Origin of the sequence: Oceanimonas aquatica (assembly GCF_030732065.1) — a bacterium.
Classification (GTDB): Bacteria; Pseudomonadota; Gammaproteobacteria; order Enterobacterales; family Aeromonadaceae; genus Oceanimonas.
Genome location: NZ_JAVBHX010000002.1, coordinates 281,507 through 297,473 on the forward strand (window position 1 = coordinate 281,507; position 15,967 = coordinate 297,473).

At 59.4% G+C, this 15,967-nt stretch carries 9 protein-coding genes; 1 reads left to right on the forward strand and 8 read right to left on the reverse strand.

The features are described 5' to 3' along the window. Positions 1-7: 7 nt before the first annotated feature. From clrA (Q9290_RS04465) to clrA (Q9290_RS04480), 4 genes are all read right to left on the reverse strand, one after another. Complete coding sequence (clrA, locus tag Q9290_RS04465; protein ID WP_306078429.1) at positions 8-2,776, reverse strand: chlorate reductase subunit alpha; 2,769 nt, start codon at positions 2,774-2,776, stop codon at positions 8-10. Positions 2,777-3,207: 431 nt separating this feature from the next. Next, complete coding sequence (locus Q9290_RS04470; RefSeq protein WP_306078430.1) at positions 3,208-3,996, reverse strand: ethylbenzene dehydrogenase-related protein; 789 nt, start codon at positions 3,994-3,996, stop codon at positions 3,208-3,210. 14 nt (positions 3,997-4,010) lie between these two features. Further along, a complete protein-coding gene (gene clrB, locus Q9290_RS04475) occupies positions 4,011-4,991 on the reverse strand; it encodes a chlorate reductase subunit beta (RefSeq protein WP_306078431.1) in 981 nt (326 codons plus the stop codon). Between the two features lie 12 nt (positions 4,992-5,003). After that, the gene (gene clrA / locus Q9290_RS04480; protein ID WP_306078433.1) at positions 5,004-7,775 is read right to left on the reverse strand and encodes a chlorate reductase subunit alpha; all 2,772 of its coding nucleotides are present in this window, start codon (positions 7,773-7,775) and stop codon (positions 5,004-5,006) included. A 404-nt stretch (positions 7,776-8,179) separates the two neighbouring features. Between clrA (Q9290_RS04480) and Q9290_RS04485 the strand changes: the two genes are divergently transcribed. Beyond that, positions 8,180-9,079 carry a LysR family transcriptional regulator gene (locus Q9290_RS04485; protein ID WP_306078434.1) on the forward strand — a complete coding sequence of 300 codons (900 nt, stop codon included), beginning with the start codon at positions 8,180-8,182 and terminating at the stop codon, positions 9,077-9,079. Positions 9,080-9,081: 2 nt separating this feature from the next. On the opposite strand, the gene Q9290_RS04490 is transcribed toward Q9290_RS04485, so the two are convergent. The 4 genes from Q9290_RS04490 to Q9290_RS04505 form a co-directional block, all read right to left on the reverse strand. Then, positions 9,082-10,293: a beta-ketoacyl synthase N-terminal-like domain-containing protein gene (locus tag Q9290_RS04490; RefSeq protein WP_306078435.1), complete on the reverse strand. Its 1,212-nt coding sequence runs from the start codon at positions 10,291-10,293 to the stop codon at positions 9,082-9,084. A 168-nt stretch (positions 10,294-10,461) separates the two neighbouring features. Continuing rightward, positions 10,462-11,949 (reverse strand): NCS1 family transporter, encoded by a 1,488-nt coding sequence (locus Q9290_RS04495; RefSeq protein ID WP_306078436.1) that lies wholly within the window; start codon positions 11,947-11,949, stop codon positions 10,462-10,464. 87 nt (positions 11,950-12,036) lie between these two features. Continuing rightward, positions 12,037-13,803 (reverse strand): hydantoinase B/oxoprolinase family protein, encoded by a 1,767-nt coding sequence (locus Q9290_RS04500; RefSeq protein ID WP_306078437.1) that lies wholly within the window; start codon positions 13,801-13,803, stop codon positions 12,037-12,039. 13 nt (positions 13,804-13,816) lie between these two features. Beyond that, on the reverse strand, positions 13,817-15,910 hold the full coding sequence (locus Q9290_RS04505; RefSeq protein ID WP_306078438.1) for a hydantoinase/oxoprolinase family protein: 2,094 nt from the start codon (positions 15,908-15,910) through the stop codon (positions 13,817-13,819). Between the last annotated feature and the right edge of the window lie 57 nt (positions 15,911-15,967).

Genomic DNA, 15,967 nt, shown 5'->3' on the forward strand with positions numbered 1-15,967 from the left:
TCTCCTCTTAAACGGTCCGCGGGTCGGCGATGTCTTCCGGCTTGGCCAGCTCGATGTCGAAGCTGGATTCGTGCAGTAACTGGTTGGCGTTCCACATGCAGTATTTGAAGCCCAGGTGACCCCAGCCGCCCACCAGTTCCAGCGGCTGCAGGAAGGTAGCCATGGAGTTGTTCATCGGCTTCTTGTGAATGTACTGATGGGGCTCCCAGCCGTGCTCCATCATGATGGAATGCTTGGGAATGCTGGGGTAGAACTTGGCCTGGGCGAAAAAGTCGCCGGTGCCGTTGAACAGCCGCACCCGGTCGCCGTCCTTGATGCCCCGCTCTGCTGCCAGCCCGGGGTTGATATAGATGTTGGGCTCGCCCCGTTGCAGCCGCAGCAGATACTTGTTGCTGCGCCAGTTGGAGTGCACACCCCAGCGGGCATGGGGCGAATAGAAGTGCAGCGGGTAGTTCGACGCCTCGGGGCCGGCATAAAGCCGGGCCGTGGGCACGGTGGCACCCAGCTTCATAAAGCGCGGGTGATCACAGTAGAAGGTGATGCGCCCGGTCAGGGTGTCGTAAGGCTTTTTGCCGTCGGTCTGGGCGGTGAACGGGTTGTAGGGCTCATCGGGTTTGAGCGGCTGGTTGGTGCCGGCGTGCTCGTTCATCACGATAAAGCCGCGTTCCACCGCCTCTTTCACGCTGACGCCGCCAAACTCCGGCGAGTTCTCCACGATATAGGTGAACACGTCGAGATCGGTGTTGAGGGTACCGTTGCGGGTGAAGTCATCGTGAATGGTGTGCAGATCCCGGGTGACATCACCGTCCTGAATGGGACCGACGCCCCGGGCGATGGCGCGCTCCTGAATCTTTTTGGTGAGCAGCGCCATGATGTCCCAGTCGGGCTTGGACTCGCCCACCGGCCGGACCGAACGGGTAAAGACGTTACAGAAGCGGTGATAGCCCTGAGTACGCAGATCCCAGCTCTCGTAATGGCCCGCCGCCGGCAGCACATAGTCGGCCCACTCGGCGGTGGAGTCCATGCGCACGTTCACGTTGACATAGAGCTCGCTGGCCTGGCGCAGGTGCTCGTCGCGGTAACGGTTGGCGAACTTGTTGCGGCGGAAGGTATTGTCGGCCACCGAGATCATGCCCTTGATCTCGCCGTGATACGGCATCCAGCCTTCGTCGATGGACTCCTTGATCATGGCGTCCAGGTCGTCGAGATCGAAGCCAACCCGCTCCTTGAGCTTCTTATTGTTGAAGTGCTCGCGGGCGCCTTCCATCATGCCGCCGCGCAGAAACTCGCCCAGACCACCGGGCTCGTAGCGAGGCTTCTTGTCGCCGAACTCGGACAGCTCTGCCCATTTCGGGTGATTCCACACCACCCAGGAAGTGTCGAGGCCGCCGGTGCGGCCACAGTGGCCGGTGAGCGACAGCGCCAGCCCGTAGGCCCGGCCGATATGAATGCAGTTGGAATAGCCGGAGGTAATGTAACCCAGCATGACGATGGCCTTGCGGGCCTTGGCCAGGTAGCGGGCTTCCTGGCGCACCACGTCCGGGTGAATATTGGTGAGTTCAAAGGTGTCTTCCGGGCGGTATTTGGCCGCTTCCAGCTTTACCTGCTCAAACACTGTGGTGACCTTGATGCCGTCCACCTCAAACTCGCCCTCAATGGCCGGGTCGACGTTGCCGAGCTTCAGGGTCTTGTCATCACTGCCCATGGAGCCCTTGGCCTTGACCGCCTGCTTGGTGTTCATGTCCCAGTGATAGAACACTTCATCGGAGCCCCCTTCCACCAGATCGGCCTCGCGCAGCAGCTTGCCGTTGTCACGGCGCACCAGCATGGGCAGATCGGTCTGCTCCTTCATAAAGTCAGGCTTGAACAGTTTTTCCTCGATAATGACGTTTACAAACGACATGGCAAGGAAGGGATCCGAGCCCTGGTTGATGGGCATCCACAAGTCGGTGTGCACGGCACTGGTGTTGTGATCCGGGGCGGTGCTGGTAATGCGGGCGCCGTTGTACTTGGCCTCCCAGATATAGTGGGCATCGGGAATACGGGTGGCGTTGGGGTTGATCATGCCCATCAGAATATAATCGGCATCAAACCAGGCATCGGAGGTGAAGCTTTCCAATGGGTTGCCGTAGGTCAGATGAGCACCGGTATTGAGATCGCCCACCACGGTGAAACCGTCGAGCTGAATGCCGCCCACCAGCGACGAGAAGCGGTTGGGACCGGAGTGACGCACCATGGTCTGGTTGCCGGAGCCCTGGTGGGTCTTGAGTTTGCCGGGGCCGTACTTGACGAAAATATCGATGATCTTGTCAGCGATTTCCTCGGTCGCCTGATCCCAGGAAATGCGCTGCCACTTGCCCTCGCCGCGCTCGCCGGCCCGCTTGAGCGGATAGCGCAGCCGGTCGGCTTCGTACATGGCGGTGGAGTGAATGGCGCCCTTCTGGCAGCCACGGGGGTTGGCATCGGGCACATTCGGGTTGACCTGGGGATACTTGGCGATCTGCTCTTCGCGGACCACCAGGCCATCCTTGACGTAGACGTTCCAGGCGCAGTTGCCCATGCAGTTGATGCAGTGGGCGGCGTGGCCGATGTAATCCCAGTCCCATTCCTTGCGGTACAGGTCTTCCCAACTGCGGTAGGGATATTCGGTGGCGAGAGTGTCTGAGATGGGCTCCAGACGGTTGAGCGCCCAGCTTTTACTGCTTATCACGAGGCCGGCCCCGGTCAGGCCCAGCCCCTTGAGAAAGTCGCGGCGCTTGAGTGTAGACAATTGCATTCTGCTGTCCTCCTGGGCCCCGGCTGAACCTGCTTCGACGGGGCGCTTTTGGTGTCGCGAAAACATAACACCAGGCTCAAAATGCAGTCATTCGATAACTGGGCCAAAAGTACTTTAGTTCAATCTCGATTGATGCAGATCAACCATGCGCAACGAAGAAAACAACAGCAAAAGTTAAATCAAGTAACAATATCAAAACTTTAAACCAACAGAATACCCATTTGAGGCTTATTCTTCTGCCTGGTGACACTACCAGACTCACCTGTGATGGACGTTAACAAGCCCGTTCATGTCAGACTCGAACTGCACCATCCGCAGGCGGACAGAGATCGGGAATGAAACCTTGATTCGAGGGATGAATAACAGCCGGGAGCGACCTGCTCGGGGGAGCCGGTGTCCTCCGGGAGCAGGCGCCTTTACTCTGATAACGCTCAGCCCTCACTGTTGTCCAGCAGGATCCAGTTGGGCGACACTCGCTTGTCGCCGTCGCGCTGGTTGTGGTGGCCTTCCCACACCGCGAACACCACCGGGATCTGCTCCCGGGACAGATCGACCTGGTGTTCGCCCTTGACCTCAAGCGGCCGGGACATCACCACATGCCACTCGCTGTCCTGCTGAATTTCTTCCGCCACCCAGGCGCTGGCGCCATTGATAAGCTGATCTGGCAAGTGAGTGGTACTGCCATAACCACCGGCGGCCAGATCTGCAATCTGATCCCGATCCGCGCGCCAGTACCAGATATTGACCGGCTTGTCCGGGCCTGAGCCCATCATGTAGGAGGTGTCTGCACCCTTGAGGGCAAACTGCACCGCCACGCCATCGCGAAAACCGTCCACCGTGGTGGCTCTGTCTTCCGTGCCGTCCTTCCAGCGCAGCCGCAGGTAAAAACGTTCGTCGGAGCGGGCCACCTGAAAATACATGTGCTTGGCCTCATAGGCCTGATCCTGTTCAAAACGCAGCTTGACCGACTGATGCACCGGCGGTGCCGCATACAAGCCTGTACGGTACATGGGCAACCGGTCCCAGATCAGGTCGTCCGGGTCATTCTGGGTACGTAAATAGATGGTGCCGGGAATACGTGCCACCTTGACGGTGTCCCAGGGCTTCACCTCGATGACATTGGGATTCACTTCGCTGTGATCGGCCAGGGCCCCGGTGCTGGTCATGGCCAGCCCCAGCAACAGGGCCCGGCAATGGGCGGTGACGGAATGGGTGTTCATGGGTAACTTCCCCCTCAGCTCAGCTTGAACATCTCGGCGTGGTTGTAGCCGATCAGCAGATCCATCAGGGCGCTCTCGCGTCCTTCCGCCTTGGCCTGGCGCTCGCTCTTGAGGGTGTCGAGCACCTCGCCCACCCGCGGCCCAAACAGGCTTTCCAGATACGCCAGCGGAATGCGCGACTCTTCCAGTACGTCACCGTCGGGGCCGTATTTGGGCGGCGACAGCGGCGGCACATAGAACACATTGGGCTGAGTGCCCCACTCGGCGTGCAGTGGCAGTGCCACCTTGAATTGCTCCACCAGCTGGTGAATGGGGCCGTCCTCGTCGTCCAGGTAGCCAATCCAGCGAATGCGGCCCACACACTGGCGGGCACAGGCGGTGGCCAGGCCCTTTTCGATACGCGGGTAGCAGAAGATGCATTTCTCCGACTTGGAGATCTGCTCGTTGAAGTACACCTTCTTGTAGGGGCAGGCGTTCACACAGTAGCGGTAACCCCGGCAGCGCTCCTGATCCACCAGCACAATGCCGTCTTCCTGACGCTTGTAGATGGCGTTACGGGTACAGGCCGCCAGACAGCCCGGATTGGAGCAATGGTTGCACAGCCGCGGCAGGTAGAAGTAATAGCTGTTGGGATAGTCACCCAGGCCTTCGTCTTCGTCCCAGTTGGCGCCCCAGGTGGGTTTGACGTTGGGGCGCAGCCAGGGGTCGGTGCCGGTCATCAGCGCTTCTTCGTAGTTGTATTCCCAGGGAATGCCGTAGTCTTCCTGGCTGGGCTGACGGCCCATGCGCAGGGCACCGTCGGCATCAAAGCCACCCCCCATGTTCTGATAATCGCGGGGGTAGCCCTTGCCCGGCATGGTTTCCACATTGTTCCAGTACATGAACTCGCGGCCATTGCGGTTGGTCCACATCAGCTTGCAGGCCGAGGTACAGGTCTGACAGCCAATGCACTTGTTCAGATCCAGCACCATGCTGAGTTGTCTTTTTACAGCCATGACAGCCTCCTGTTAGATGGCCCTTGGGTCACTGATTTCATCGGGTTTGGCCAGCGCAATGTCATAGCTGCTTTCGTGGATCGTCTGGTTGGCGTTCCATTTGGCATAGATGAACTTCAGATGGCCCCAGCCCCCCACCAGCTCCAGCGGGTGCAGCAGGGTGGCGTGCGAGTTGTTCATGGGCTTGCGATGTATGTACTGATGCGGCTCCCAGCCGTGCTCCATCATGATGGAGTTGACCGGAAGGCTGGGGTAGAACTTGGCCTGAGCGAAGAACTCGCCGTTGTCGTTAAACAGCTTGACCCGGTCGCCGTCCTTGATGCCCCGCTCCGCCGCCAGTTTGGGATTGATGTAAATATTGGGCTCACCCCGCTGCAGCCGCAGCATGTACTTGTTGCTGCGCCAGTTGGAGTGAATGCCCCAGCGGGTGTGCGGCGAGTAGAAGTGCAGCGGATAGTTGGACGCTTCCGGGCCGGCATAAAGCCGGGCCGTGGGCACGGTGGACTTGAGCTTGACGAAACGCGGATGGTCGACGTAGAAGGTGATGCGCCCGGTCAGGGTTTCGTAAGGCTTTTTACCGTCGGTCTGGGCGGTGAACGGATTATAAGGCTCATCGGGTTTGAGCGGCTGGTTCAGGCCGGCATGCTCGTTCATCACGATAAAGCCGCGCTCGGCCGCCTCTTCCAGGGTAACACCGCCAAATTCGGGCGAATTGTCGACGATATAGCGGCAGGCATCCAGGGCGGTATTGAGCTTGCCGTTCATGGTGTAGTCGTCGTGAATGGTGTGCAGATCCCGGGTGACGTCACCGTCCTGAATCGGGCCTATGTTCCGGGCGATGGCGCGCTCCTGAATCTTTTGGGTAAGCAAGGCCATGATGTCCCAGTCGGGCTTGGACTCGCCCACCGGGGGCACCGACTCGGTAAACACGTTGCAGAAGCGGTGATAGCCCTGCGTACGCAGATCCCAGGCCTCGTAGTGGCTTGCCGCCGGCAGCACATAGTCGGCCCACTCGGCGGTGGAGTCCATGCGCACATTGACGTTCACATACAGCTCACTGGCCTGGCGCAGGTGCTCATCCCGGTAGTGCTCGGCCAGCTTGTTACGGCGGAAGGTGTTGTCGGCAATGGAGATCATGCCCTTGATCTCGCCGTAATAGGGCATCCAGCCCTCGTCGATGGACTCCTGCATCATGGCTTCCATCTCGTCCACATCAAAACCGACCCGCTCCTTGAGCTTCTTGTTGTCGAAGTGCCGGCGAATGCCGTCCATCATGTCGCCGCGCAGCACCTCACCCAGGCCACCCGGCTCGTAACGGGCCGATTTCTTGCCGTCAAAGGTGGCCAGTTCGGTCCATTTGGGGTGATTCCACACCACCCAGGAGGTATCCAGGCCGCCGGTGCGGCCGCCGTGACCGGTGAGCGCCAGCGCCAGGGCATAGCCCCAGCCGATATAGAGGCAGTTGGAGTAGCTGGAGGTGATGTACCCCAGCATGATGATGGCCTTGCGGGAAGCGGCCAGGTGGCGGGCTTCCTGACGCACCACATTGGGGTGCAGGCCGGTTTGCTCTTGCGTGCTTTCCGGCGGATATTTGGCCGCCTCCAGCTTTACCTGCTCAAACACGGTGGTGACCTTGACCCCGTCGACCTCAAACTCCCCTTCCAGGGCCGGATCCACCTCGCCCAGTTTCAGGTCTTTTTCCTCACTGCCCATGGAGCCCTTGGCCTTGACCGCGCTGTTGCTGTTCAAATCCCAGTGATAGAAGACCTCATCGGAGCCGCCTTCCACCAGGTCGGCCTCGCGCAGCAGCTTGCCGTTGTCCTGCCGAACCAGCATAGGCAGGTCGGTCTGCTCCTTCATAAAGGCCGGCTTGTACAGCTTTTCCTCGATGATGACGTTGACGAACGATAACGCCAGAAAGGGGTCCGAGCCCTGCTGAATGGGCATCCACAAGTCGGTGTGAATGGAGCTGGGGTTGTAATCCGGGGCGGTGCTGATAATGCGTGCACCATTGTACTTGGCCTCCCAGATGTAGTGGGCATCGGGAATACGGGTGGCGTTGGGGTTGATCATGCCGAGCATGATGTAGTCGGCATCAAACCAGGCATCGGAGGTAAAGCTTTCCAACGGGTTGCCGTAAGCCAGGTGCGCACCTGTACTGAGGTCCCCCACCACGGTAAAGCCGTCGAGCTGAATGCCGCCCACCAAAGAGGCAAAGCGGTTGGGGCCGGACTGGCGTACCATGGTCTGGTTGCCCGAGCCCTGGTGGGTTTTCAGCTTGCCGGGACCGTATTTGACGAAAATATCGATGATCTTGTCGGCGATTTCTTCGGTAGCCTGATCCCAGGAAATGCGCTGCCACTTGCCCTCGCCCCGCTCGCCGGCTCGCTTGAGGGGATAGCGCAGCCGATCGGCCTCATACATGGCGGTGGAGTGAATGGCGCCCTTCTGACAACCCCGGGGGTTGGCATCGGGCACCCTGGGGTTGACCTGCGGGTATTTGGCGACCTGCTCTTCGCGGATCACCAGGCCGTCTTTTACGTAGACGTCCCAGGCGCAGTTACCCATGCAGTTGATGCAGTGGGCGGCGTGGCCGATATGATCCCAGTCCCACTCCTTGCGGTACAGATCTTCCCAGCTGCGGTAGGGATAATCTGTGGCAAGGGGATCGGAAATGGGCTCGAGCCGGTTAAGCGCCCAGCCCTGCGGGCTGAACACCAGGCCGGCCCCGGTCAGGCCCAGCCCCTTGAGAAAGTCGCGGCGCTTGAGTTTAGACAATGACATGCTGCTGTCCTCCTGAGCCCCGCCCGAAGCGACTGAAGCTACTTTGGCGGGGAACTGCTGGCATCATTTAAAAATAACACCGGGGTAACAACCTGGTTACATTTTAGCCAGTTTCAGTGCAGTTTAGTTGACTCGGAGTTGATGCAGATCAAGCGAAGAAAATATAAGAAATCGTTAAAAAATATTACAAATACAACTTATCTCAAGGTTTTATGCCTGATCTTGGTTCACTTGACACCTCCCTGTTCATGTGGACCCGGGGCGGATCGCCGGTTTTCGACGCCGGCGTGATCGACCCTACTTTACAGCCATTGACGCAATCTTTATGGTCATGAGTGCCCTTTCAGGAAAGAAAGGGAACAACCACCAAGGGTAAACCAACGCAAGGATGTTGTAGCGTGAGCATGAATTTCAGATTCGATCTGCGCCATATCAAGGCCTTTATGGCCGTGGCCGAGTCATTGCATTTCAAAAAGGCGGCAGACAGCCTGTTTATCACTCAGCCGGCACTGAGCCGGTTGATCAAGGGGCTGGAAGAAGCCGTAGGCGTGGAGCTGCTGGCCCGCACCACCCGCCAGGTGGCACTGACCGAAGCGGGCCGGCTGTTTCTGGCCGAATGCCGGGAAGGCCTGCGGGTACTGGAGCGGGGCGTGCATCTGGCCCAGGCCGCGTCTCAGGGCGACATTGGCCATATCTCCATCGCTTACAACGACTTTTCCATCAACGGTGTGCTGCCCGATATCATTGAGCGATTCAAGGAAAAATTCCCCACTATCTCCATTGAACTCACCCACATGCCGTCTCACGAGCAGCACAGGGCGCTGCAGGACTGCAGCATAGACGCGGGCTTTATGATAGGTCCGCTCAACATGCCGGGCATTGAAACCATTTCCTGCGCGGTAGAAGGACTACTGGTGGTGCTGCCCCTGCGCCACCCGCTGGCCGGGCGCAGCAGCCTGAGCTTGAAAGATCTCCGGGATGAAAAGTTCATTCTGGGGGCGGACAACAGCTGGAAGGCGTTTCGCAGCCGCTTTCTGAAAAACTGCCAGCAGGCAGGCTTTTCTCCCAATATCGTCCAGGAAGCCACCACCAGCACCGGTATTTTCGGACTGGTGGCGGCCAATATGGGCATTTCGGTATACACGGAATGTGTGCGCAAGTTCACCCGGGAAGACATTCACCTGATCCCGCTGCAGGGCATTGAACACCAGGTGGAAACCGTGGCGGCCTGGAACAGTGCCTTTATCAGCCCCAGCTTTGCCCACTTTATACGGCATCTGCAGGGCGAGGCCCTGCCCGCTTAAACTCAATCGGCGCGGGTAAACACCAGGCTGGCGTTGGCGCCACCAAAGCCAAAGCTGTTGGACATGACGCAATTCACCGGCTCGTCATTCAGGGTATTAAGCAGAATAGGCGCGTCCTTGAGTGAGTCATCCAGTTGCTCAATATGATGCGAGGCAGCCAGAAAATTTCCGCGCATCATCAGCAGGCAATAAATGGCCTCGTGCACCCCCGCCGCCCCCAGGGCGTGGCCGCTCAGGGCCTTGGTGGAGCTGAACGCCGGCAGTGTGCCGCCAAAGGCATCCCGGGCCGCATCAATTTCCACCAGATCCCCGGCCTGGGTGCTGGTGCCGTGGGTATTGAGGTAATCCACCGGCAGCTCGCAACTCTCCAGCGCCATTTGCATGGCCCGCAATGCCCCTTCTCCCGAGGGCGAGACCATGTCCTGCCCATCGGATGAAGTGCCGTAACCGACGATTTCACCGTAGATATGCGCCCCCCGAGCCAGGGCGTGTTCGCGTTCTTCCAGTACCAGCACACCGGCGCCGCCGCTGATCACAAAGCCGTCTCTGTGCTTGTCGTATGGCCGGCTGGCCCGGGTGGGATCCTCGTGATAGCTGGTGCTGAAGGCGCCCATGGCGTCGAACATGCAGCTCTGACTCACGTCTTCCGCCTCGGCGCCGCCGGCAAAGACGATGTCCTGCTTGCCGAACTGAATTTGCTCAAAGGCATGGCCAATGCAGTGGGCGCTGGTAGCACAGGCCGAGGCAATGGAGTAGTTAAGACCGCGAATATTGAAAAAGCTGGCGATACAGGCCGACACCGTGCTGGTCATGGTGCGCGGCACCCGGTAGGGACCGACCTTTTTCACCCCGGAACTTGCCAGCAGCTGGTTGGCTTCGACGATATCGCGGCTGGAGCCGCCTCCCGAGCCCATCACGCAGCCGGTTTTCACATGGGACACCTGCTCCTGATCCAGGCCGGCGTCGGCAATGGCGTCCTGCATGGCCAGATAGGCATAGGCGGCGGCATCGCCCATAAAACGCCGGTGCTTGCGGTTAATACGGCCGAAGTCCGCGTCCAGCATGCCGGAGACATGGCTGCGCAGGCCCGCTTCCCGGTAAGCGGGGTTGATATCGATGCCGGAATAACCGTTTTTCAGTGACGAGGTCACCGCTTCCAGGCTGTTGCCAAGGCTTGAAACTATTCCCATTCCTGTCACTACAACTCGACGCATGTTGCTCACCTCTGCACTGTGTTTGGTGGTTTGTTATTGTCGAGTTAACGGTAACACGCCAGTATCGGGCCATTGATTGAATATAAACATCAATAAAACATGAAAAAGAAACAATAAAAAAGGGCAAGAAAACTTGCCCAAAAGAGTACAGACAGGAATTAAAAAACATTACTCATCGGACCTTATCCGCTGAAAAACGCGCAGGGATTTATCATAGTGCCAGTTAATGGCGCTGCTGGTACCAAGATAATGAGATCCGTTTTTATCCTCAATGTCTTTCTGGGGATAATAACGCAATATCCACACCTTCATCAGCAGCCAGTAAATAAACATGCCCGCGAACAGCCCCACCAGAAAGGCCCAGGAACCTGAGTAGAAGGCCAGGCCACCGGCGGCCAGCCAGGCAATGAGCCCTGCCGGATTCACCCCCTTGTAATAACGAAACTGCCCCTGAGTGGAATACAGCTCGGGCACATTCAGCCGCCGGTGTCGCAAAATAAAATAATCGGCAATCATGATGCCACCAATGGCCGACAAAAAGGAGCCATAGGAAAACAAAAATGAAAACAGATTATCCAGTATCGCCCAGGGCATGGATAAAGTACCCACCACACCGGCAATAAATACCGCCACCGGATATTTGATATAAGGTGCCCCCGCATTGACAAATGCCAGCGACGCCGGGATCAGATTGGCAGCATTATTGGTGGACCACTGCGCCAGGATCACCAGCACCAGCAGCACGATCAGGCTGAAACCTTCACTCTGCCCCTGAATGACGGTGATCGGGTTCCAGTCGCCGGCAGCAATAAAGGAGACGGCGCCGATCAGCGCAATCCAGGCCTGGGTCACCGGCAGCGCCACCAGCTGAGCCAGAAAAATATTGCGGTTACGCGCCACAAAGCCCCGGGCTCCCGGCGTGGTTTTGACATAACGGGTGATATTGGGAATGTCGATGGCAAGGGTCGACCAAAACGCCACATTGGCCAGAAACAGCGTGAGAATGGACACATCGGCCTCGCCGACAAAGGTCCAGATATTGATGCCCTGAGTCCAGGCCAACACGTCCAGAGTGAAATACATCCACACCGAAATCGCCAGTATCGCCGGCGCGGCAATGGCCGCCAGCCGCTCCACCGACTTGATGCCCAGGGCGGTGTTGCCAATCTGCACCAGGGCAAACACCAGATACCACAAGGGCCAGCTGGAAAACCCGGTCAGGTACTCCACTATGCCGTTCAGCGCCAGGGCCCCCAGATAGGTCTGAATGCCAAACCACACCGCCGCGATCAGCCCTCGAAAAATCGAGGGAATATGGGTGCCGTACACGCCGAACGGCGCCCTCAGGTACACCGAGAACGACAAGCCATGCTCGGTGCCGATGTCGGCGGTGAGGGTCATCAGTGACGCCAGGATCACGTTGGCGATCAAAATGGTCAGGATCACCTGCCACAATGGCAGGCCGGTAACCCCGTTGGCACCCAGCTGAAAGGTGGCGATGATGACCGCGATGCCCACCCAGATCCACACAAAGCCCCAGGCACCGATGGTTCTGCGCTGCTGGCGCACCGGCAAAATCGACGACTCCAACAGGTGGTTGGTATGATGCCCGGCAGCCGTGTCGGGCGAAGTGACCACTTGCTCATTTGCATTCATATTACCGTCCTTAGCGTTAAAAAAGCGCAAAAAAAGGGGCGGATAACCCGCCCCGAGCAAAGCTGTACTCAATGACGATGTTATTGTTTAGCCGGCGCGGCCGAGCAGCTCCCGGCGGTCCAGAGTGGCCACCATGTCGAGCTCAAGGGCCTCGTCCAGCACCACGCCATACACTTCAAAGGCGTGCTCCCGGGTACAGAAGTCGTCCAGCACGTCTTCCCGCACCTGCTCCGCCGGGCGCTCCAGCGGGTTGCCGTAGCCGCCACCGCAGGGGGAGTAATAGGCCATCACGTCTCCGGCCCGAGTGGCGTGGCCGGAAAACTTGGAGTGCATTGGCGTCACTCGCTCCGGCGTGGCCTGGTTGTAGATCTCGGTCTTGCCCACGGTGCCGTCGGTGCCGCCGAACCCCCCCCAGGGCACGTCGAAATGGCGCTCGCTCTCGTGAGTGATAAAGCCCGGTGTCAGTACCCGCTGGGCCTTGACCACGCCAATGCCCCCCCGGTATTTGCCCGCGCCGGGCATGACGTCGTCGCGCAGCTCGTAGCGGTCGCAGATCATCGGCAGGTGCATGCCCAGATCCTCAATGGGGTTGTTGCGGGTATTGGCCATCAGGTTGTCGATGCTGTCGGGCCCGTCGGAGTGGGGCCGGCCACCGTAGGCGCCTTCGTTCACCTCCAGGAACACCCAGTAGTCACCGTCGTCCTTGACCCCGGAGTAGGAAGCAAAGGAGATGGAGGCCGAGCTGCCGGCGATCACCCTATCGGGCATGACCGGCGCCAGCGCCTTGATGATGAGATCAATCATGCGGTTGCACTGGGTAAAGCGGGCCTCGGCCGCCGCCGGAAACACGGGGTTAAAGATGGAGCCTTTGGGCGCCACCACATTGATGGGCCGGAACGAGCCCTCGTTGGAAGGCACCGGCACATCCATGGTGTAGGTGTCGAGCAACAGCTTGCGAAAGGCGGCATAGGCGGCCACCTTGCACGAGCCCTCAAAGGGCACGTTGTAGGCGGTGGGCGTCTGGGGCGCCGAGCCGGTGAGATCCACCGTGATGCTGTCGTCTTCCACCTTCACCGTCACCACCACCGGCAACCGTTCTTCCCGGTTGCGGCCGTCATCGTCGAGAAAGCCCTCGGCCTTGTATTCGCCGTTGGGCACCTCGCGGATTTTCTGGCGCAGTATGCTCTCGGAGTAGTCGATAAGCTGATCCACGGCGGTAAAGGTGGTGTCCTTGCCGTAGCGGTCCAGCAGTTCCTTGAAGCGCTTCACCCCGAGCTGGGCCGAGGCCACCTGAGCATCGATGTCCCGCAGCAGCTGGGTGGACGCCCGGCTGTTCTGGGTGATCATCTGGGCCAGGGCCTCATTGCGTACGCCCTTTTCATAGAGCTTGATGCCCGCCAGCAGCATGCCCTCGGCATAGACGTCGCCCACGTCGATAATCAGCCCCGGGGTAGCGGCGCCAATGTCGATGTGGTGAGCCGTGTTGCCGGAAAAGCCCACCAGCTCGCCTTCGTAAAACACCGGAATGATCACCGCCAGATCCGGCGAATGACTGGAGCCGTAATAGGGATGGTTGTGGATCACCACGTCCCCTTCGTGCCATTCCCCGCCCTGCAGCGTCTGCTCAACACCTCGCAGGTAGGCGGGAATGGAGCCGATGTGCATGGGCGTGGACTCCGACTCGCAGATGGTCTGGAAGTTGGTGTCAAACAGCCCCGCCCCCAGATCCTGGGATTCACGAATAATGGAAGAAAAGGACATGCGGTAGAGAATGTGGCCCATTTCTTCGGCAATGGTTTTCAGGGCACCGTTAATGACCTGCAGGGTAATGGGATCGACCTGTGTCTGGTTCATGTCACTCATCCTCTTACGCGTCCTTGGAAATAAAGAGATTGCCATGGCGGGAAATCCGGGCCTGCCATCCGGGCGGCACCAGTGAAGTGGAATCCCGTTGCACCAGCAGCGCCGGCCCCGGCACTCGCTGTCCGGCCTTCAGCGCCTTGCGGTCATAGCGCGGGGTCACGCATTCCTGACCGTCGTCAAACACGGTTGTGCGCTCATACAGCAGCGCCTTGGCCAGATCGTCCGGGCCGGCTTCTTCGCTTAACGGCCATTCGAGCTTGCGCGACTCGGCATTGCCGATCACCCGCAGGGTCACCAGCTCCACCACCGCATCCTGGAAGCAGTAGCCGTAATCCGCCTCGTGGGCCTGGTGGAAGGCCTCAATCACCTGCTGCACACCGTCGCGGGTCACTTCGCCGGCGGGAATGGTGGCCCTCAGCTCAAAGCCCTGGCCGTAGTAGCGGCATTCCGCCAGCCGGGTGAGCACCATGTTTTCCGGCTCGACGCCGTCGTCCTTCAGTTTCTGAATAATCTCGGTTTCCAGCAGCGACAGGTTATGCTGCAGCCGCGTCAGGCCATCGTCGGCAATGGTGTTGAGATCGCACAGCATGGAGCGGGTGGCTTCATACTGCAGGTTGGTGGTCAGCAGACCGGCGGCGGCGGTAATACCCGGTGCCGGTGGCACGAACACCGCCTTGGCGTTCACTTCTGCCGCCAGCGCCGGGCCGTGCACCGGGCCGGCGCCGCCAAAGGGCATCAGCACAAAGTCGCGCGGATCCACGCCTCGGGCCACCGAGTTGGAGCGAATGGCCAGGGCCATGTTGTTGTTGACGATCTTGAGAATGCCCAGCGCAGCATCTTTTACGCTGAGGCCCAGGGGCTCGGCGATCTTCTCGCGAATGGCACGCTCGGACAGCGCCGGGTCCAGGTTGAGATCCCCCCCCAGCATGCGGTCCGGATCCAGCCGGCCCAGCACAATGTTGGCATCGGTGACCGTGGGCTCGGTACCGCCCCGGTTGTAGCAGGCCGGGCCGGGGTTGGAGCCCGCTGACCGCGGCCCTACCTGAAAGCCGCCGGCCTCGTCGATATAGGCGATGGAGCCGCCACCCGCCCCTATGGTGATGAGATCAATCATCGGCACCATCACCGGGTAGCCGGCCACGTAGGAATCCCGCGGGTTCATGATCTTGATGCCGCCGTCGGACAGGGTGGAAATGTCCGCCGAGGTACCGCCGATGTCCACGGTAATGATGTTCTGCTCGCCGTCGAGCTGGGCGAAGTGGTGACCGCCAATCACGCCGCCGGCGGGGCCCGACATCAGAATGTTGACCGGGCGCTCGCAGCAGCTTTCCACCGTGGCCACGCCGCCGTTGGACTGCATGATGCGCAGATCGGCGTCAATGCCGTGTTCCCGCAACTGGCTGGAAAGATGGGTCAGGTAACTGGAGGTGCTGGGGCCCACATAGGCGTTCATGGCGGTGGTGGAGAAGCGCTCATACTCGCGCATCACGTCCACCACTTCGCTGGAGCAGCAGACAAAGGCGCCGGGCATCATTTCCTGCACAATTTCCCTGGCTTTTTGCTCATGCTCCCGGTTCAGGAAGGAATAGAGAAAGCCGATGATCACCGCCTGCACGCCCCGGGCCTTGAGGGTGGTCACGGCGTCGCGCACTTCCTGCTCGTCGAGGGCGGTTTCCACGGTGCCATGGGGCGGCAATATGCGTTCGTTGATGGGAATACGGTTGCGGCGTTTGACCAGCGGAGAAGACTGCCAGGGAGCGTCGAAGTGCAGAGAGAAATTGTGCGGGCGCTTGTGGCGGCCGATATGCAGTATGTCGCGAAAGCCCCTGGTGGTCAGCATGCCCACTTCGGCGCCGTTCTTTTCAATGGAAATATTGGTGGCCACCGTAGTGCCGTGCACAATCAGGTCGATTTCGCGCTTGTCGAGCCCGGCCTTGTCACAGATTTCCACTATGCCCTGCATCACCGCGATGGACTGATCTTCGGTGGTGCTGGGCACCTTGTGTTCAAAAATCCCCCTTCCGATTGAGTCCCTTTCCGTGGTTTCCAGTATCAGGTCGGTGTTGGTACCGCCTACGTCTACGCCGATACGTGCCATTTGCTTCTCCTTCAATCCATTAAGGAGCTGGTGGAAGACGTTTTATCCGGCTCCGCC

Coding starts and splice junctions, on each gene's coding strand:
- clrA (WP_306078429.1), bottom strand. CDS start 2,776: ATGCAATTGTCTACACTCAAGCGCCGCGACTTTCTCAAGGGGCTGGGC.
- Q9290_RS04470 (WP_306078430.1), bottom strand. CDS start 3,996: ATGAACACCCATTCCGTCACCGCCCATTGCCGGGCCCTGTTGCTGGGG.
- clrB (WP_306078431.1), bottom strand. CDS start 4,991: ATGGCTGTAAAAAGACAACTCAGCATGGTGCTGGATCTGAACAAGTGC.
- clrA (WP_306078433.1), bottom strand. CDS start 7,775: ATGTCATTGTCTAAACTCAAGCGCCGCGACTTTCTCAAGGGGCTGGGC.
- Q9290_RS04485 (WP_306078434.1), top strand. CDS start 8,180: ATGAATTTCAGATTCGATCTGCGCCATATCAAGGCCTTTATGGCCGTG.
- Q9290_RS04490 (WP_306078435.1), bottom strand. CDS start 10,293: ATGCGTCGAGTTGTAGTGACAGGAATGGGAATAGTTTCAAGCCTTGGC.
- Q9290_RS04495 (WP_306078436.1), bottom strand. CDS start 11,949: ATGAATGCAAATGAGCAAGTGGTCACTTCGCCCGACACGGCTGCCGGG.
- Q9290_RS04500 (WP_306078437.1), bottom strand. CDS start 13,803: ATGAACCAGACACAGGTCGATCCCATTACCCTGCAGGTCATTAACGGT.
- Q9290_RS04505 (WP_306078438.1), bottom strand. CDS start 15,910: ATGGCACGTATCGGCGTAGACGTAGGCGGTACCAACACCGACCTGATA.